Below are 17,074 nucleotides of genomic sequence, written 5' to 3'. Positions count from 1 at the left end.
CCCTACGCGCATGCCGGACGGCGGGAATCAGGCGAGCTCGAGCGGGAAGGCACCACGGTGGCCGGTGCCCGCCCCCTCGGCCGGACGCGGCTCGAATTCCTGGCAGCTCCATATCTCCTGGACCAGTCCCGTCCGCCTGTCCCACAGGTCGGCGACATCTCCGCCGCCTGCCGCGTCGCGGTACGCGTCCTTCGCCCCGCGGAAGCAGGCGAGCCCACCGGAGAGCCCACGGACCGGTACGGGGAAGTAGTCCGAGAAAGCACAGGCTATGCACGTCTGCAGATGGATCCCGGACGGGAGAATGCGCTGGATGGTCGCCAGGGCGGACGCGAAGTCGCTCTCGGCCCGGTTCGATTCGTACACCGCCCCGTCCAGATGGAGGGCGAGGTACAGGTCCGGGTCGGCGCGGCGCAGCGACAGCAGGCAACTGAGCGTGACCTGGCGGACCGTGCCGGACACGAGGACCGGGAGCGGCAGGTCCCACTCGAGTACGCAGTCGCTGAGCGCGCCGTCCACCAGGTCGAACACCCCGCCTTCGGGCGGCACCCCCGCCACAGGGCTCAGACTGTCGAAGCTCTCGCCCTCGAAGTCGGCGCCCCTGACGCGGATCCGGAGTTGCTGTCCGTCCGTGGTGAGGATGACCGCCTCGGAACCGTGACGGTCCCGGTACCAGCCTGCCCACGACTCTTCTGTCATGAGCAGGGACTGTAGCCCGTGCCCGATGCCGCCCCTGTGGCACCCTCCCCTTCCTCCGCTCCGGAACCTGACCGCTGTTCAGCCTGTGGACGGATCGCGCCACATGGGCCACATGGAGGGACCGTCCGGAAGGTCCACGGTCCGCCCCATGAAGGTGAAGCCGAGTCGCTCGTAGAGACCTCGGCTGCGCTCGCTGCTCGCCTCCAGATAGGCCGGGACACCATCGCGGTCGCACCGCTCCAGGACCTCGGCGATGAGCGCTTCTCCGATCCCCTCGCCCTGACGCTCCGGCGAGACGCCGATCATCAGCAGATACTCGTGTGCGCGGTCGTGCGGATGGACGGCGCCCGTCAGTCTCCCTATCAGTTCGGCCCGTTCGTTGTCGGGGTCCGCGGTCTCTCTCATGAGTGCGGGTGTGCCGCCGTCTCCCTCGGGTGCTCCCGCAGGCACGGAGAGCCAGAGAGCCACGGCCGTACCGTCCTCCAGCAGGTCGATCCGGCCGCCCTCGAGCGTGATGTCGGCGAAGACACCGAGGAACTTCCCGTGCACGGCGCGCCGATGCTCCTCGTCCGGAAAGACCCAGCTGCTCACCGGGTCGTTGTGGAAGGCCTCGTCCAGGATCCGTACGACCTCATCCCTGTCCCGCTCGTCCGCCTGCCGTATGCGTACGCCCATGACCGGCTCCGCCCTTTCGTCCCCGATGTGATGATCCCAACCGACCTTCGGGATCCTAGAGTTGAACCGGGGCGCCGGTCACGGAGGCCCGGACTCAGTACGTCCTGCGGGTGACGAACTCGGCCAGGGCCAGCAGGTCCCCGGCGCCGGCCGGATCGGGCACCGCACGGGACAGGTGGTGGACCGCCCGGGCCATCCGGTCCGCCGCACACATCTGTGCCCAGTCCCGGCCACCCGCCCGGTCCACCGCGCCGGCCGCTCTGCTCACCTCGCCCGGAGTGTTCATGGCTCCCCGGTAGAGCGCGGCCAGTTCGGCGGCGGCGGGGGTTCCCGAGGTGAGAGCGGCAACCACCGGCAAGGACTTCTTGTGGGCTGCCAGATCCGCCCCGACCGGCTTGCCCGTACGGCTCGTGTCCCCCCAGATTCCGATCAGGTCGTCGATGAGCTGGAAGGCGAGGCCCGCCTCCCTCCCGAAGCCGTCCATGGCCCCCACGGCCCGCTCCCCGGCTCCCGCGTACAGGGCGCCGAGGGCACAGGCGCAGCCGAGCAGGGCACCCGTCTTGGCCGTGGCCATGGTGAGGCACTCGTCCAGCGTGACATCGTCGGGGCCGCGCTTCTCCAGAGCGCAGTCGGCCTGTTGCCCCGCACACAGTTCGATGACGCAGGTGGACAGCCGGGCCGACGCTCGTGCGGATGCCGGGTGCGGGTCGTCGCCCAGCAGCCGCTGGGCGAGGGCGAGCATGGCGTCCCCCGTGATGACGGCGTCCGGCACACCGAACACCGCCCAGGCCGTGGGCCGGTGTCTGCGAGTGGCGTCCCCGTCGATCACGTCGTCGTGAAGCAGGGTGAAGTTGTGTGCCAGTTCCACGGCCACGGCTGCCCGTACAGCGTGATCCGGATCGCCGCCCAGCGCGCGTGCGGCGGCCAGGACCAGAGCGGGCCTGATGGCTTTGCCGGCCTGTTCCGAGGCCGGGCTTCCGTCCGCGTCCTGCCAGCCGAAGTGGTACTTCGCGACCTGGCGTATGCCTCCGGGCAGCGATTCCACGGCAGCTCGCAAGTGCGGATCGACGACGCTGCGGGTGCGCTCCAGGAGCGCGGCAGCCTCGTGCCCATCCGTCGCGGCATCCGTACTCGTCATGGTCACGGTCACTCCTTCCGGGTGCCCCGGAGGCACCTCTGTCGCGGCCCCGCGCGTACGGGCCCGGGCGGGCGGGCGCCCGGGCCCGGGGCGGTTCACCGCCAGCGGCTGACCTCGACGTTCTCCAGGACACCGAGGGCGTCCGGCACCAGGATGGCGGCGGAGTAGTAGGCAGTCACCAGGTACGAGATGATCGCCTGCTCGTCGATGCCCATGAAACGGACCGACAGACTCGGCTCGATCTCGTCGGGGATGCCGCTCTGCTGGAGTCCGACGACGCCCTGGTCCGCTTCACCGGTCCTCATGCAGATGATCGATGTGGTGCGGGCATCGGTGACGGGAATCTTGTTGCTCGGGAAGATCGGAACCCCGCGCCAGGCGGGCACATGGTGCCCACCGACCTCCACGCTCTCCGGCACCAGACCCCGCTTGTTGCACTCGCGGCCGAACGCTGCGATGGCCCGAGGATGGGCCAGGAAGAGTTTCGACCCGCGTCGACGCGACAGCAGCTCGTCCATGTCGTCGGGGCCGGGAGCCCCGTCATGAGGCTGGAGCCGCTGCCCGTAGTCGCAGTTGTTGAGCAGTCCGAACTCGCGGTTGTTGATCAGCTCGTGCTCCTGGCGCTCCCTCAGTGCCTCGACAGTGAGCCGCAGCTGCTGCTCGGTCTGGTTCATCGGCTGGTTGTAGAGATCGGCGACCCTGCTGTGCACCTTCAGCACGGTCTGGGCGACGCTCAGCTCGTATTCACGTGGCGCCGACTCGTAGTCGACGAACGTGTGCGGGACGACGCTCTCCCCCACATGCCCGGCGGACAGGTCGATCTCCGCCTCGCCGTAGCGGTTTGTCCGCTGGTGCGGGATGGAGAGCAGTCCGGCGAGGTGATCGCGCAGCGAGTCGGCGCGGGCGGCGAGGTTGAGCACATCCGAACGGCGCAGCGTCAGCAGCGTGCAGGCGGTGACGGCCCGGGCTGTGTACTCCCAGGCCGCGTCGCCGTCGATCAGCGCCTGGTCGCCGAAGTGGGCACCGTCGGCGAGGACTCCGAGCACCGTCTCGTCGCCGTACGGTCCGGAGCCGACCTTCTCGACCTTGCCGTGCGCCAGCAGAAAGACGCGGTCCGCCGCGTCCCCCGTCGCGGCGAGTACCTCGCCGGCCGCCACATCGCGCTGCTCGCACCTGCGCGCCAGTTCGGCCAGCACTTCTTCGTCCCCGAAGTCCCGCAGGGCGGGCAGCTCGCCGAGCTCGGCGGGAATGACCGTGACCCGGTCGCCGGTCTGGATAAACGTCAACCGTCCGTCTCCGACCGAGTAGCTGAGCCGGCGGTTCACCCGGTACGTCCCGCCCTGGACCTGCACCCAGGGCAGCATGCGCAGCAGCCACCGCGAGGTGATCTCCTGCATCTGCGGGGCGGACTTGGTCGTCGTCGCGAGGTTCCGCGCAGCCGCTGTGCCGAGACTCTGCTGCGGCGGCTGCGTGTCGCGAACCTCTTCACCAACGGACATCCGACATCCTCTCGATCATGGACTGACCTGCGAGAAGAAGCCTTTCAGCCGGGGACACGACGCGCTATTACACAAAAGAGTGTGACTATTCGGGCTCATGTCGGGGCACGTTGCCCCCTGTCGCCACGCAGCCCGTTTAATTTGCATCCCTTATGCAACTTACCTACCCTGAGCTCATGCGTCTGACGAGATTCACCGACGTGGCACTCCGCGTACTCATGCGCCTGGCTGTCGCGACGGAGAGCGAGGACCCGCCGACCACCCGGGAGGTGGCGGCCACCATGCAGGTGCCGTACACGCACGCCGCCAAGGTCGTCGCCCGGCTCCAGCACCTCGGCCTGGTCGACGCACGCCGCGGCCGCGGCGGCGGCCTCACCCTCACCGGAGCCGGCCGGTCCGCATCGGTGGGCGGTCTCGTGCGTCAACTGGAAGGCCCCGGCGAGGTGGTCGACTGCGAGGGCAGCACCCCCTGTCCCCTGCGCTCCGCCTGCCGGCTGCGCTCCGCACTGCGTGTGGCGGAAGAGGCCTTCTACGCCTCGCTCGATCCGATCACCGTCACCGATCTCACCTCCTCCCCCACCGGCCCCCTGCTGCTCGGCATCAGCGGCAGCCGTCCCGATCCCGGCTGATTCCGCGCGCACTCCACCGCGCGCCGATTTCGTCGCCCGAAAATACACATCTCATATACCACTTCAGGGCCGGGGTGCCTGCCCGTACGCCCCGAGCCACCTCCCGCCCCTCTCCACACCTGAGGAGTCAGCCGATGCTCTCCGAGACGTCGACCGCCACCGTTCGTGCCACCCTCCCCGCCGTCGGGGCAGGAATCGGCGAGATCGCGGACCTCTTCTACCGAAAGCTGTTCGACGACCACCCCGAGCTGCTCCGCGACCTGTTCAACCGCGGCAACCAGGCGTCCGGCACACAACGCCAGGCCCTCGCGGGCTCCGTCGCCGCCTTCGCCTCCCATCTGGTCGAACACCCGGACACCCGCCCCGACGCGATGCTGAGCCGCATCGCCAACAAGCACGCATCGCTCGGCATCACGCCCCCGCAGTACGAGGTCGTGCACACTCATCTCTTCGCGGCCATCGCCGAGGTACTCGGCGACGCGGTCACGCCCGAGGTCGCCGCCGCCTGGGACGAGGTCTACTGGCTGATGGCCAACGCCCTGATCGCCATCGAGGGCCGGCTGTACGCCCAGCAGGGCGTTGTCGCAGGTGACGTGTGGCGTGAGTGGACGGTGACCTCGCGGACCGATGAGACAAGGGACGTCGCCACGTTCCGTCTCGCGCCCTCCGACGGCGCTCCGGCTCCGGAATTCCGCCCGGGCCAGTACGTCTCCGTCCAGATCGAACTCCCCGACGGGGCGCGCCAGATACGCCAGTACAGCCTCTCCTGCGCACCTGGCTCCGCCCTGCGCTCCCTCACCGTCAAGCGGGTGCGCGGCCAAGGCACCCCCGACGGCGAGGTCTCGCAGTACCTCCACGCACATGTACGGGAGGGCGACCGCCTGCGCGTCTCGGCCCCGTACGGCGATCTGGTGCTCGACGACAGCGCCGCCCCGCTGCTCCTCGCCTCGGCGGGCATCGGCTGCACCCCCATGCTGTCGATGCTGGAACACCTTGCGGCCCGGGACCACCGCTCCCCCGTCACCGTGGTGCACGGCGACCGTTCGGCCACCTCCCACGCCCTGCGTACGGACCACGCCCTGCTCGCCGGCAAGCTCCACGACGCCACGGCGCACTTCTGGTACGAGCACCCGGAGCCGGGCCACCCCGAGGGGCACACCGGTACGGTCGACCTGACCGTCCTTCCGATCGCTTCCGGAACCCGCGCCTATCTCTGCGGCCCGCTGCCCTTCATGCGCGCCGTACGCTCCCAGCTGCTGGCCAAGGGCGTGCGCGCAGCAGACATCCACTACGAGGTGTTCGGCCCCGACCTCTGGCTCGCCCGGAGCTGACCGCCGTCGGGTACGGCCCCCGCCGCTCGCGGAATTGTCCGGAACGACTCGGAAGTGGCAGCCGGGCAAGGTCGACCCTCGCGGCGTCTCGACGACGGGCGTGCGCGCCCGGATCCACCACCAGCTGAAGCAGGGGCGGGCAAGCCGCGCAGGCCGCACCGGCCGCACAATGAATGCATGCACCACGAAGCGCTCGACCTCTCCCGGCTGCAGCCGGTTCTCCCCTCGCCCCTGCAGCCGGCCGAGGACGAGCGCTTCGCGCGTCACGGCGTGACGCTGCTGCTCAAGCGCGACGATCTGATCCACCCCGACCTGCCGGGCAACAAGTGGCGGAAACTCGCCCCCAATCTGCGGGCCGCCGCCGGACGCACCGTTCTCACCTTCGGCGGGGCCTACTCCAATCACCTGCGCGCCACGGCCGCCGCCGGACGGCTGCTCGGCTTCCCCACCGTCGGGGTCGTACGCGGCGACGAACTGGCCGGCCGCCCCCTCAACCCCTCCCTCGCCCGATGCGCGGCCGACGGCATGCGTCTGCACTTCGTGGACCGGGAGACGTATCGCTCGAAGACCGCTCCTCACGTCCTGGACGGGCTGCTGAGCCTCTTCGGGGCGTGCACCGTCATCCCGGAGGGCGGCAGCAACGCGCTTGCCGCACAGGGCTGCACAGCGCTCGGCCACGAGCTGCGCGGGCAGGGTGACACGGTCGCCGTGGCCTGCGGAACCGGCGGCACCCTGGCAGGACTGTCAGCCGGACTCGGTCCGGGGCAGCGTTGCCTGGGCATTCCTGTGCTGCGCGGCGGCTTCCTGGGGGACGCGGTGCTGGCCCTGCAGCACGAGGCGTTCGGCGCCCGGGCCGGGCAGTGGTCCCTGGACGACCGCTTCCACTTCGGTGGCTACGCCCGTACACCCCCGGAGCTGCACGCTTTCGCCGACGACTTCGAGGACCGCCACGGTCTGCCCGTCGAGCGGCTCTACGTGGCCAAACTGCTGTACGCACTGACCGCACTGGCCGAAGAGGGCGCCTTCGCCCCGGGATCCACGGTGACCGCCGTGATCACCGGGCACCCGGACTGACAGGCCCCCGGGGCCGGGCCCTCAGCCCCCGTCCGACTCCCGGTAGGCCGCGGCCTCTTCGAGGTCGAGCCGGCGCAGCAGGGCGCGCAGCATCTCGTCGTCGATCCGCCGCTCGTCCCTGAGCTGCACGAACACTTCGCGCTCGGCTTCGATCATCTGCCTGGCGAGCCGCCGGTAGGTCTCGTCCGCCGACTCCCCGGTGATCGGATTGGCCGCTCCGAGTCGTTCCCACACGGCGTTGCGGCGCCGTTCCATGACGGTCCGCAGACGTTCCGTGAGGGGGTCGGGCAGCGCGTTGCGCGGGTCGGACAGCAGCTCGTCCAGGCGCGTCTCCGCAGCCGTGGACGCCTCGCTCTGCGCCTGGGCCTCGGCCAGCGTCTCGGTCTGCACGTCACGCCCCGGGAGCTTCAACACACGCACGAGGAGCGGCAGGGTGAGGCCCTGGATGACCAGGGTCGCGATGACGGTCGTGAAGGTCAGGAAGAGCACCAGGTTGCGGGCCGGGAAGTCCTCCCCGTCGTTCATGACCAGCGGGATGGAGAACGCGATGGCGAGCGAGACGACGCCCCGCATCCCTGCCCAGCTCACGATCAGCGGCGAGGTCCACGGCATGGCGGGTTCGCGTTCCCTGATGCGTCGGGACAGCCACAGGGGCAGATAGGTCGCCGGGTAGACCCAGACGAAGCGCACCACGACCACCACGACGAACACGGCGGCCGCGTACCAGAGGGACTCCATGACGCCGTAGGTGCCGAGATCCCTCAGCACGAAGGGCAGTTGCAGCCCGATGAGCGCGAAGACCGCGGACTCCAGGATGAACGCGACCATCTTCCAGACCGCCGCCTCCTGGAGCCGCGTCGCGAAGTCGACCTGCCAGGAGCGATGTCCCAGGTAGAGCGCGACGACGACCACGGCCAGCACCCCGGAGGCATGCACCCGCTCCGCGGCCGCGTACGCCACGAAGGGGATCAGCAGCGACAGGGTGTTCTGCAGCAATGCCTCCTTGAGGTGCGTACGCAGCCAGTGCAGCGGCACCATCAGCACCAGGCCGACGCCGACACCGCCGACCGCCGCCAGCAGGAACTCACCGATCCCCTCGCCCCAGCCCACGCCCTCGCCGACAGCGGCGGCAAGGGCCACCTTGAAGGCGGTGATCGCGGTGGCGTCGTTCACCAGGGACTCGCCCTGGAGGATGGTCGTGACCCGGGTGGGCAGCCCGACCCGGCGGGCGATCGCGGCGGCCGTGACGGCGTCCGGCGGGGCGATCACCGCTCCGAGCACAAGTGCGGCGGTCAGCGGCAGGTCGGGCACGAGCAGATATGCCAGCCAGCCCACCGCGACGGTGGCGAAGAGCACGTACCCCACGGAGAGCAGCGCGACCGGCCGCAGATTTGCCCGCAGATCGAGGTACGAGCTGTCGACCGCGGCCGTGTACAGCAGCGGGGGCAACAGAAGCGGCAGCACGACGTGCGCGTCCAGGGTGTAGTCCGGCACACCCGGCAGGTACGCGGCCAGAAGCCCTGCGGCCACCAACAGCAGCGGGGCCGGCACCGGCGTCCGGCGCGCGGCCCCCGCAACCGCCGCGCTGGCCGCTACGAGTGCCACCAGCGGCAACGCGTCCATCTCACCGTCCTCGCATCCGTCGTAACGTGGCCATCATGAGTGAGTGCCTGCATGTTCTCGAAATGCCGCGCCCCGAGCCCGCCCCGCTCAGCGAAACCTGCCTCGAGTGCCTGGCCGCGGGCAGCCATCCGGTGCAACTGCGGCTCTGCCTCGCCTGCGGACACGTCGGCTGCTGCGACTCGTCGCCCCTGAAGCACGCCACGGCGCACTTCAAGGAGACAGGTCATCCGTTGATGCGAAGTTACGAATGCGGCGACAACTGGCGCTGGTGCTTCGAGGACGGTTCGATCGTCTGACGTCTGGGTACGTCAAACCGGCGCCGGTTCTTCGCAATTGACTGCCGCAGACCCCTAGCCACTGTGTGTACTCATGGGCTTACCATGAGTGACGGTCTTGGGATGGGGTCTCGGCGACACGGCATCATGGATCGCGATAGCGTCGCCGCACCACAGAACCGACGACAGACCGCATGGTTCCGGGCACTCGTCCCGGAGCCTCGAATGAGTTTGTGCCACCTTGGAGGTGAGGGTGTCCCAGATCGCAGGCGAGCCCGGGAATCAGGACTTCGTAGAGGTCCGGCTGCCCGCTGCGGGTGCCTACCTGTCGGTGCTGCGTACGGCCACGGCCGGTCTCGCAGCGCGTTTGGACTTCACTCTCGACGAGATCGAGGATCTTCGCATCGCGGTCGACGAGGCCTGCGCGATCCTGCTCCAGCAGGCCGTGCCGGGTTCCGTCCTCAGCTGCGTCTTCCGCCTCGTCGATGATTCCCTCGAGGTGACCGTGTCGGCCCCGACCACGGACGGCCGCGCTCCCGAGCGCGACACCTTCGCCTGGACGGTGCTCTCCGCACTGGCCGGCAAGGTCGACTCCACGGTCGCTGACGACCGTACGGTCAGCATCAGCCTCTACAAACAGCGCGGCGCGGGACCCGGGCCGGCGTGAGCAACGGGAACGGGGACGGTCCTGTGCGTGACGAGACGATCCGACCCGGGGTGGTGCGCCCAGCAGCCATCCCGGAGCAACAGGCCCGGCCGCATCCGGTGGACGGTGCGGACGGGACCCAAGGCCGTACGGTCGCGGTGGAGCAGTCGCAGGCAGAGCGGGCGGGCCAGATGAGCGAGCACGGGCACCACGATCCACGTGACCGCAGCGGAGCGCGGGCACTCTTCATCGAGCTGCGCGAGCTCGCCGACGGCTCGCCGGAGAAGGCGGAGCTGCGCAACCGGCTGGTGCGCATGCACCTGCCGCTCGTTGAGCACCTGGCCCGCAGATTCCGCAACCGCGGCGAGCCGCTGGACGACCTGACCCAGGTCGCGACGATCGGACTGATCAAGTCCGTGGACCGGTTCGACCCGGACCGCGGTGTCGAGTTCTCGACGTACGCGACTCCCACGGTCGTCGGCGAGATCAAGCGGCACTTCCGCGACAAGGGCTGGGCGGTGCGGGTGCCCCGCCGCCTCCAGGAGCTGCGACTGTCGCTGACCACGGCCACCGCGGAGCTCTCCCAGCAGCACGGCCGCTCCCCGACGGTGCACGAGCTGGCGGAGCGTCTGGGCATCTCCGAGGAAGAGGTCCTGGAGGGCCTTGAATCGGCCAATGCCTACAGCACGCTCTCACTGGACGTTCCGGACACGGACGACGAGTCCCCCGCGGTCGCGGACACGCTGGGTTCCGAGGACGAGGCGCTGGAGGGCGTCGAGTACCGGGAATCGCTCAAGCCGCTGCTCGAGGACCTCCCGCCCCGCGAGAAGCGGATTCTCCTACTCCGATTCTTCGGCAACATGACCCAGTCGCAGATCGCACAGGAGGTCGGCATCTCCCAGATGCACGTCTCCCGCCTGCTGGCCCGCACGCTCGCACAGCTGCGCGAGCGACTGCTCGTCGAGGAGTAGGCGCCGGCGGTGTCGGAGGGCGAAACAGTCCGGGAGCTCAGGCCTCGGGGGTCGTCCGCGGCCCCCGGATGCCCAGGGCCCGCGTGGTCGCCGGGTTGAGCAGCAGCACGAGCGCCGTCACGGCGACCGCGGCCAGGGCGATCCCGGCAGGAATCAGGGCGCCCTGCGCACGCAGCAGCGTCCAGGCGACCGGCAGCGCCATGAGCTGGGTGATGAGCGCGGGGCCGCGGCTCCAACTGCGCCGGAGCAGCAGTCCGCGGGCGGCGAACAACGGAATCAGCCCGAGCGCCAGCAGCGTGAGTCCGCCCATCTCGGCCTGCTGAGGGCTCTCGGGCCGTCCGAGCAGCCCCATGACCAGCATGTAGATCCCGCCGATGGCGAGCGCTGCCCCTTCCAGGGCGCTGAGTGCGGCCACGACGGCGATCCGGCCCGGCCTCTCCGGGCCGGCCGAGGGCGACGGGGAGGGCGTGTTCTGCTGAGTGCTCACGCCATTCAGGTTGGCATCCCGGCCCGCCGAACGCGAAGCCGGGGTCGAGCGCCGCGACCGAAACCAGGGTCGAACCGCCACCGGAGCCGGGTCGAACGGCGACCGGAGTCGAGGTCGAACCGCGCCGGAGCCCGGGACGAGCGCCGCGACCGGAGCCGGGGTCCGGCCGGGCCGGTGCCGGAACCCGGCACGGTGTCGATCACTGTCCGTCACGGAATGCGGACCGATGGGATCAGGACTTCAGGGCGGTACCGCGCGGTAGGTACTCTGGCGGGCATGCGCGCACTTCTCGTGGTCAACCCAACTGCCACCACTACCAGTGCGCGGACCCGTGATGTCCTCATCCACGCCCTCGCGAGCGAGATGAAACTCGAGGCCGTGACCACGGAGTACCGCGGCCACGCCCGGGACCTGGGGCGACGTGCAGCCGACTCCGACGACATCGACCTGGTGGTAGCCCTCGGCGGCGACGGCACGGTCAACGAAGTCGTGAACGGGCTGCTGCACAAGGGGCCCGATGTGGACAGCCTGCCGAGCCTCGCCGTGGTTCCGGGCGGTTCCACCAATGTGTTCGCACGCGCCCTGGGCATCCCGAACGATGCCGTTGAAGCGACCGGCGCCATCCTGGATGCCCTCGCCGACCGCAGCGAGCGCACGGTGGGTCTCGGCCTCGCGGCCGGCACCCCGGGCACGGCGGACGAAGCCGTACCGCAGCGCTGGTTCACTTTCTGTGCCGGACTCGGATTCGACGCGGGCGTCCTCGGCCGGGTCGAACAGAAACGCGAGCGCGGCAAGCGTTCGACACATCCGCTGTACGTGCGCCAGGTGGTCCGGCAGTTCATCGAGGAACCGCACCGGCGCAAGGGCCTGATCACCTTGGACGTGCCCGGCCGGGACCCGGTCACGGATCTTGCGCTGTCCATAATCTGCAACACCGCACCCTGGACCTACCTGGGGAATCGTCCGATGTACGCCGCTCCGAAGGCATCCTTCGACACCGGCCTGGACATCCTCGGCCTGAAGCGCCTCACCACACCCGCGGTGGCCAGGTATGCCACCCAGCTGCTCACCTCGAGCCCCGAGAAGGGCCCGCACGGTAAGCACGCAGTCTCCCTCCATGACCTCACCGACTTCACCTTGCATTCAAAGGCTCCACTGCCCTTCCAGATGGACGGTGACCACCTGGGACTGCGTACGAGCGTGACGTTCACAGGCGTACGCCGTGCACTGCGTGTGATTGTGTGAGTGGAAGGGCTCAAAGTCCTTTAACTCGAACGTTTGGGCTGGCCCCCACCCCTTAGAAGTACGGCTGTGACCTAGTCGACACCGAGGAATCAAAAAAAACTTTCCAGAAGGGGTTGTATCCGCCGCCGAGGTTTGCGAATCTCTACATGGCGATCGGGACGGCCCGCAACATCGGCCTCCACTGAGAGCCAGAACCCCTCCTCACCACAACAGGACCACAACCAGTTCATCTGGGAGTCGGACCTTCGTCTGCGGGGGGATTCGTGAAAGCGTTCACATTCACAAGCATCCGCATGTAATACCAAGGAGAGGTAGCAGCCATGGACTGGCGTCACAACGCCGTTTGTCGTGAGGAAGACCCGGAGCTGTTCTTCCCCATCGGCAACACCGGTCCTGCGCTGCTGCAGATCGAGGAAGCCAAGGCCGTTTGCCGTCGCTGCCCCGTCATGGAGCAGTGCCTGCAGTGGGCGCTCGAGTCCGGTCAGGACTCCGGCGTCTGGGGTGGCCTCAGCGAGGACGAGCGCCGCGCAATGAAGCGCCGCGCCGCTCGCAACCGGGCGCGTAACGCCAGCGCCTGACCGACGCCCCCCGCACGACGAGCCTCAGCCAGGCGGCGCGTACAGAGCGTACGCACAGCCCCGCCTTCGAGTCGCAGCGCGCAGTACCCCCGAAGCGCATCGCACCGTGAGCACCACGCAGTGGGCCCGGACCGTTACCACGGTCCGGGCCCACTGCTCTGTGCTGTGCCGCTATTTGTCGTGGCGGACCGGGAGGTCGAGGACAACCTGTGTGCCGCGCCCGGGCGCCGGGACCATGCCGAAGGTGCCGCCCAACTCGCCCTCCACCAGCGTCCGCACGATCTGCAGACCCAGATTGCCGGCCCGCTGCGGGTCGAATCCCTCGGGCAGGCCGCACCCGTCGTCCGCCACGGTGATCAGCAGCCGCCCCTCCGCCGGTGACCCGCCCCGTACCGCGGACACTTCCACCGTGCCGCTCTCGGTCGGGGTGAAAGCGTGTTCCAGTGCGTTCTGCAGCACTTCGGTGAGCACCATCGAGAGCGGAGTGGCCACTTCCGCATCGAGAACTCCGAAGCGGCCCGTGCGCCGGCAGGTGACCTTGCCGGGCGAGATCTCGGAAACCATCGCGATGACACGGTCGGCGATCTCGTCGAACTCGACCCGCTCGTCCAGATTCTGGGACAGCGTCTCATGCACGATGGCGATCGAACCGACGCGCCGTACCGCCTCGTTGAGCGCCTCGCGGCCCTGCTCGGAGTCCATCCGGCGGGCCTGGAGGCGCAACAGGGCGGCCACCGTCTGGAGGTTGTTCTTCACCCGGTGGTGAATCTCCCGGATGGTGGCGTCCTTGGTGATCAACTCCCGCTCGCGGCGCCGCAGTTCCGTGACATCGCGGAGGAGTACCAGCGAACCGATGCGGGTGCCCTTGGGCTTGAGCGGAATCGCCCGCAGCTGAATCACACCGCCTTCGCCCTCGACCTCGAACTCCCTGGGTGCGTACCCGCTCGCCACCTTGACCAGGGCCTCGTCGACCGGGCCGCGTGAGGGGGCGAGCTCGGCCGTCGTCGCGCCGAGGTGGTGGCCGACGAGATCGGAGGCGAGGCCGAGGCGATGGTAGGCGGAGAGGCCGTTGGGGCTGGCGTACTGGACGACGCCGTCGGCATCGAGCCTGATCAGCCCGTCACCGACCCGCGGCGAAGCATCCATGTCGACCTGCTGGCCCGGGAAGGGGAAGGACCCGGCGGCAATCATCTGGGCCAGGTCGGATGCGGACTGGAGGTAGGTGAGCTCCAGCCGGGACGGCGTACGCACGGTGAGGAGGTTCGTATTGCGGGCGATGACCCCGAGGACCCGGCCCTCGCGGCGTACGGGGATCGATTCGACCCGTACGGGGACCTCCTCGCGCCATTCCGGGTCGCCCTCGCGCACGATCCGCCCCTCGTCCAGGGCGGCGTCCAGCAGGGGGCGGCGGCCCCGCGGCACCAGATGCCCGACCATGTCGTCCTGGTAGGAGGTGGGGCCGGTGTTGGGCCGCATCTGCGCCACGGACACATAGCGGGTCCCGTCGCGGGTAGGCACCCACAGGACCAGGTCGGCAAAGGACAGGTCGGAGAGCAGCTGCCACTCCGAGACCAGCAAATGGAGCCACTCGAGGTCGGTGTCACTCAGGGCTGTGTGCTGGCGGACAAGGTCGTTCATGGAGGGCACAGGGCGAGCGTACCTGTGGATACGCACAGGTTCCGAACCGATCCGCCCGCCGATGCGTGACACTGTGGTGGAGCGGTCGGGCACGGAAATGTCCGCACCCGCGGATGGACACGGACTATTGGTCTAGTCCACAATGCACCAGGTACGAACATCATGGAACATGAACGTCACGCACAAGACAGACCTCCGCTCTCCCCGCACAGGAGAGCGGATCGAGGCACCCGGCGCTCTCTGCCCTGACTGCGCCGGTGTCTCCAGTGGCCGGAGGCACCGCACACCGCCGGCCAGGTAGCTCCGGGCTGCGGTGCCGGACGGGCCGAGGGTCCCGTCCCGGCGCCGCGGCCCGCGGGTGTCTCCGGGGATATCCGACGGAACCGCCCCGCAACCGACTCCTGGCGTCAACGGGTCTCGGTGATCTTGGCGAGGGCGCGCGGGGCGTCCGGATCCTGCCCCCGGGCGATGGTCACTTCGTACGCCAGCAGCTGCAACGGCAGGATCTCCAGGACCGGCTGCAGCTCCTCCGCCACCCCGGCCGTCGGCAGCACGAAGCCCGCGGACGCCGCCTCGACCTGAGCCTGGGGGCCGACGACGAAGAGGTCGGCGCCGCGGCCACGGAGCCGGTCCAGCACGGGCTGGAGGGCCTTCCCGCCCCGGCCGTCGGTGACCACGGCGATCACCGGGGAGATGTTGTCGACCATGGCCAGCGGACCGTGCAGCAGATCCGCGCCCGAGTAGGACAGAGCGGGAATGTAGCTGGTCTCCATCAGTTTGAGGGCAGCCTCCTTGGCCGTGGGATAGCCGTAGCCGCGCGAGGTGATGACCATGCGCTCGGCAAAGCGGTAGCGCGAGGCCAGTGCCGTGACCTCGGCCCTGCGGCCCAGGATCTCGTCGGCCAGGTCCGGCAGCACTCCGGCGGCGGCCGCCCCGTCCCCACCGCCCAGGGCCTCCACGAAGAGATAGAGCGCCAGCAACGAGGCGGTGTAGGTCTTCGTGGCGGGCAGGGCCCGCTCCGGGCCCGCGAGAATGTCGATGTGGTGCTCGGAGACCGCGGCCAGTGCCGAGTCCGGATTGTTGGTGACGGCGAGAGTGACCGCACCGGCCTCCCTCGCGGCCTTCGTGGAGGCGACCAGATCCGGCGAGCCCCCCGACTGGCTGATGGTGATCACCAGGACGTCCGTCAGATCCGGCTTCGCGCCGTACGCCGTCGTGGTGGACATCGAGGCCAGCCCGCACGGCAGGCCGAGCCGGATCTCCAGGAGGTACTTCGCGTAGAGCGCCGCGTTGTCCGACGTACCGCGTGCGGTGAGCAGGACGAAGCGCGGCTTCCTCGCCGCGATCTCGGCTGCCACAGCCCCGATTCGGCCGGCCCCCCGACCCAGAATGCGCCGTAGCACCTCGGGCTGCTCGGCCATCTCTGCGGACATGATCACACCCGGACGATCGGACATGACGGTACCTCCCGGTCGGTGCTGGCTCGCACGAGTCGAACACGACATACCGGACCTCCGCCAGCGGGGCGATGCGGGAATCTCCACGCGCGGACGGTTCACCTCCGGACTACCCGCTTCTGCTAGATTGGCCTTCGATTGGTCTATACCACATGACGCCACTCTCCAGATCGGCAGGCACAGCGTGGAAGTTGTCATCGTCCCGGACGCCACGGCAGGCGGCGAGCTCATCGCGAGGGCCATCGGTGCCCTGCTGAGCCGCAAGCCCGACGCCCTGCTCGGCGTTGCCACCGGCTCGACCCCGCTGCCCATTTACCAGGCTCTGGCGGCCGAGGTCCGCTCCGGTGCGGTGAACGCCTCACGCGCCCGCGTCTGCCAGCTCGACGAGTACGTCGGGCTGCCTGTCGGCCATCCCGAGTCCTACCGTTCCGTGGTGCTGCGCGAGGTCGTCGCACCGCTCGGCCTGTCCGAGGAGTCCTTCATGGGCCCGGACGGCTCCGCCGAGGACGTCCAGGCCGCCTGCGAGGCCTACGACAAGGCGCTCGCCGAGGCGGGCGGAGTCGACCTCCAGCTGCTCGGCATCGGCACCGACGGGCACATCGGTTTCAACGAGCCGTGCTCCTCGCTCGCCTCGCGTACCCGCATCAAGACCCTGACCGAGCAGACCCGCGTCGACAACGCGCGCTTCTTCGACGACGACATCGAGCAGGTGCCGCGCCACGTCATCACCCAGGGCATCGGCACGATCCTGGAGTCCCGCCACCCGATCCTCCTGGCAACGGGAGAGGGAAAGGCCGATGCGGTCGCCCAGACCGTGGAGGGGCCGGTCGCCTCGATCGTGCCGGCGTCCGCCCTGCAACTGCATCCGCACGCCACGGTGGTCGTCGATGAGGCAGCGGCGTCGAAGCTGAAGCTCGCCGACTACTTCCGGGCCACATACGCGGCAAAGCCGGCGTGGCAGGGACTCTGAGACACCGGAACGGGAGAGGGCCGGACACCCAGTGGGTGTCCGGGCCGCGCCCCGCCCGCCGCCAGGGCGGGGGCGGCGGGAACCGCTAAAACCCCCCCCGGGGGGGGGGCCCCCCCCGGGGGGGCCGGGGGGGGGGGGGGGG

The 17,074-nt window shown here is 69.5% G+C and carries 17 protein-coding genes; 9 read left to right on the top strand and 8 right to left on the bottom strand.

Translation table 11 applies throughout. From position 1 onward, the window contains the following. Nucleotides 1-27 precede the first annotated feature (27 nt). The 4 genes from ACFWBQ_RS32700 to ACFWBQ_RS32685 form a co-directional block, all read right to left on the bottom strand. On the bottom strand, nt 28-696 hold the full coding sequence (locus ACFWBQ_RS32700; protein ID WP_385505496.1) for a DUF6304 family protein: 669 nt from the start codon (nt 694-696) through the stop codon (nt 28-30). 78 nt (nt 697-774) lie between these two features. Then, nucleotides 775-1,371 (bottom strand): GNAT family N-acetyltransferase, encoded by a 597-nt coding sequence (locus tag ACFWBQ_RS32695; protein ID WP_385505489.1) that lies wholly within the window; start codon nt 1,369-1,371, stop codon nt 775-777. Between the two features lie 94 nt (nt 1,372-1,465). Continuing rightward, a complete protein-coding gene (locus ACFWBQ_RS32690; protein WP_385505675.1) occupies nt 1,466-2,509 on the bottom strand; it encodes a family 2 encapsulin nanocompartment cargo protein polyprenyl transferase in 1,044 nt (347 codons plus the stop codon). A gap of 95 nt (nt 2,510-2,604) precedes the next feature. Further along, nucleotides 2,605-4,008: a family 2B encapsulin nanocompartment shell protein gene (locus ACFWBQ_RS32685; RefSeq protein WP_385505485.1), complete on the bottom strand. Its 1,404-nt coding sequence runs from the start codon at nt 4,006-4,008 to the stop codon at nt 2,605-2,607. Nucleotides 4,009-4,184: 176 nt separating this feature from the next. On the opposite strand from ACFWBQ_RS32685, the gene ACFWBQ_RS32680 reads away from it, so the two are divergent. The 3 genes from ACFWBQ_RS32680 (at nt 4,185) to ACFWBQ_RS32670 (ending at nt 7,042) form a co-directional block, all read left to right on the top strand. Continuing rightward, on the top strand, nt 4,185-4,637 hold the full coding sequence (locus tag ACFWBQ_RS32680; RefSeq protein ID WP_385505479.1) for an RrF2 family transcriptional regulator: 453 nt from the start codon (nt 4,185-4,187) through the stop codon (nt 4,635-4,637). A 134-nt stretch (nt 4,638-4,771) separates the two neighbouring features. Further along, nucleotides 4,772-5,968, top strand: a complete 1,197-nt coding sequence (locus ACFWBQ_RS32675) for a globin domain-containing protein (protein WP_385505474.1) — start codon at nt 4,772-4,774, stop codon at nt 5,966-5,968. Nucleotides 5,969-6,145: 177 nt separating this feature from the next. Further along, nucleotides 6,146-7,042, top strand: a complete 897-nt coding sequence (locus tag ACFWBQ_RS32670; RefSeq protein WP_385505470.1) for a 1-aminocyclopropane-1-carboxylate deaminase/D-cysteine desulfhydrase — start codon at nt 6,146-6,148, stop codon at nt 7,040-7,042. 21 nt (nt 7,043-7,063) lie between these two features. Here ACFWBQ_RS32670 and ACFWBQ_RS32665 read toward each other — a convergent pair whose 3' ends face one another. Continuing rightward, nucleotides 7,064-8,665, bottom strand: coding sequence for a Na+/H+ antiporter (locus ACFWBQ_RS32665; protein WP_385505467.1), 1,602 nt, complete (start codon nt 8,663-8,665; stop codon nt 7,064-7,066). 35 nt (nt 8,666-8,700) lie between these two features. Between ACFWBQ_RS32665 and ACFWBQ_RS32660 the strand changes: the two genes are divergently transcribed. The 3 genes from ACFWBQ_RS32660 (at nt 8,701) to ACFWBQ_RS32650 (ending at nt 10,557) form a co-directional block, all read left to right on the top strand. Continuing rightward, nucleotides 8,701-8,961, top strand: coding sequence for a UBP-type zinc finger domain-containing protein (locus ACFWBQ_RS32660; RefSeq protein ID WP_385505463.1), 261 nt, complete (start codon nt 8,701-8,703; stop codon nt 8,959-8,961). Nucleotides 8,962-9,193: 232 nt separating this feature from the next. Further along, a complete protein-coding gene (locus ACFWBQ_RS32655) occupies nt 9,194-9,607 on the top strand; it encodes an anti-sigma regulatory factor (RefSeq protein WP_003966375.1) in 414 nt (137 codons plus the stop codon). A gap of 23 nt (nt 9,608-9,630) precedes the next feature. After that, nucleotides 9,631-10,557, top strand: a complete 927-nt coding sequence (locus ACFWBQ_RS32650; RefSeq protein ID WP_385505455.1) for an RNA polymerase sigma factor SigF — start codon at nt 9,631-9,633, stop codon at nt 10,555-10,557. 37 nt (nt 10,558-10,594) lie between these two features. Here the strand turns inward: ACFWBQ_RS32650 and ACFWBQ_RS32645 are convergent, their stop codons facing one another. Continuing rightward, nucleotides 10,595-11,044, bottom strand: a complete 450-nt coding sequence (locus tag ACFWBQ_RS32645) for a hypothetical protein (protein WP_385505450.1) — start codon at nt 11,042-11,044, stop codon at nt 10,595-10,597. A 276-nt stretch (nt 11,045-11,320) separates the two neighbouring features. Here ACFWBQ_RS32645 and ACFWBQ_RS32640 point away from each other — a divergent pair, with 276 nt between their 5' ends. Then, nucleotides 11,321-12,289: a diacylglycerol/lipid kinase family protein gene (locus ACFWBQ_RS32640; RefSeq protein WP_385505446.1), complete on the top strand. Its 969-nt coding sequence runs from the start codon at nt 11,321-11,323 to the stop codon at nt 12,287-12,289. A 320-nt stretch (nt 12,290-12,609) separates the two neighbouring features. Next, nucleotides 12,610-12,867 carry a WhiB family transcriptional regulator gene (locus ACFWBQ_RS32635; protein ID WP_003953983.1) on the top strand — a complete coding sequence of 86 codons (258 nt, stop codon included), beginning with the start codon at nt 12,610-12,612 and terminating at the stop codon, nt 12,865-12,867. Between the two features lie 171 nt (nt 12,868-13,038). Here ACFWBQ_RS32635 and ACFWBQ_RS32630 read toward each other — a convergent pair whose 3' ends face one another. Further along, on the bottom strand, nt 13,039-14,505 hold the full coding sequence (locus tag ACFWBQ_RS32630; protein WP_385505673.1) for a sensor histidine kinase: 1,467 nt from the start codon (nt 14,503-14,505) through the stop codon (nt 13,039-13,041). 407 nt (nt 14,506-14,912) lie between these two features. Continuing rightward, a complete protein-coding gene (locus ACFWBQ_RS32625; protein ID WP_385505442.1) occupies nt 14,913-15,962 on the bottom strand; it encodes an SIS domain-containing protein in 1,050 nt (349 codons plus the stop codon). Nucleotides 15,963-16,146: 184 nt separating this feature from the next. Between ACFWBQ_RS32625 and nagB the strand changes: the two genes are divergently transcribed. Beyond that, entirely contained in the window at nt 16,147-16,932 is a 786-nt protein-coding gene (nagB, locus tag ACFWBQ_RS32620; RefSeq protein WP_385505435.1) for a glucosamine-6-phosphate deaminase, read from the top strand. The last annotated feature ends 142 nt before the right edge of the window (nt 16,933-17,074 follow it).

The sequence above is a fragment of the Streptomyces sp. NPDC060035 genome (assembly GCF_042736635.1).
Lineage (GTDB): Bacteria > Actinomycetota > Actinomycetes > Streptomycetales > Streptomycetaceae > Streptomyces.
Note: the sequence above shows the minus strand (reverse complement) of the source record. Positions and strands in the feature narration are given on the sequence as shown.

What these genes read in the sequence shown, in the direction of transcription:
- ACFWBQ_RS32695 (WP_385505489.1), bottom strand. Translation starts at nt 1,371, where the DNA reads ATGGGCGTACGCATACGGCAGGCGGACGAGCGGGACAGGGATGAGGTC.
- ACFWBQ_RS32635 (WP_003953983.1), top strand. Translation starts at nt 12,610, where the DNA reads ATGGACTGGCGTCACAACGCCGTTTGTCGTGAGGAAGACCCGGAGCTG.
- ACFWBQ_RS32630 (WP_385505673.1), bottom strand. Translation starts at nt 14,505, where the DNA reads ATGAACGACCTTGTCCGCCAGCACACAGCCCTGAGTGACACCGACCTC.
- ACFWBQ_RS32700 (WP_385505496.1), bottom strand. Translation starts at nt 696, where the DNA reads ATGACAGAAGAGTCGTGGGCAGGCTGGTACCGGGACCGTCACGGTTCC.
- ACFWBQ_RS32660 (WP_385505463.1), top strand. Translation starts at nt 8,701, where the DNA reads ATGAGTGAGTGCCTGCATGTTCTCGAAATGCCGCGCCCCGAGCCCGCC.
- ACFWBQ_RS32685 (WP_385505485.1), bottom strand. Translation starts at nt 4,008, where the DNA reads ATGTCCGTTGGTGAAGAGGTTCGCGACACGCAGCCGCCGCAGCAGAGT.
- ACFWBQ_RS32625 (WP_385505442.1), bottom strand. Translation starts at nt 15,962, where the DNA reads ATGTCCGATCGTCCGGGTGTGATCATGTCCGCAGAGATGGCCGAGCAG.
- ACFWBQ_RS32675 (WP_385505474.1), top strand. Translation starts at nt 4,772, where the DNA reads ATGCTCTCCGAGACGTCGACCGCCACCGTTCGTGCCACCCTCCCCGCC.
- ACFWBQ_RS32640 (WP_385505446.1), top strand. Translation starts at nt 11,321, where the DNA reads ATGCGCGCACTTCTCGTGGTCAACCCAACTGCCACCACTACCAGTGCG.
- ACFWBQ_RS32665 (WP_385505467.1), bottom strand. Translation starts at nt 8,665, where the DNA reads ATGGACGCGTTGCCGCTGGTGGCACTCGTAGCGGCCAGCGCGGCGGTT.
- ACFWBQ_RS32680 (WP_385505479.1), top strand. Translation starts at nt 4,185, where the DNA reads ATGCGTCTGACGAGATTCACCGACGTGGCACTCCGCGTACTCATGCGC.
- ACFWBQ_RS32690 (WP_385505675.1), bottom strand. Translation starts at nt 2,509, where the DNA reads ATGACGAGTACGGATGCCGCGACGGATGGGCACGAGGCTGCCGCGCTC.
- ACFWBQ_RS32670 (WP_385505470.1), top strand. Translation starts at nt 6,146, where the DNA reads ATGCACCACGAAGCGCTCGACCTCTCCCGGCTGCAGCCGGTTCTCCCC.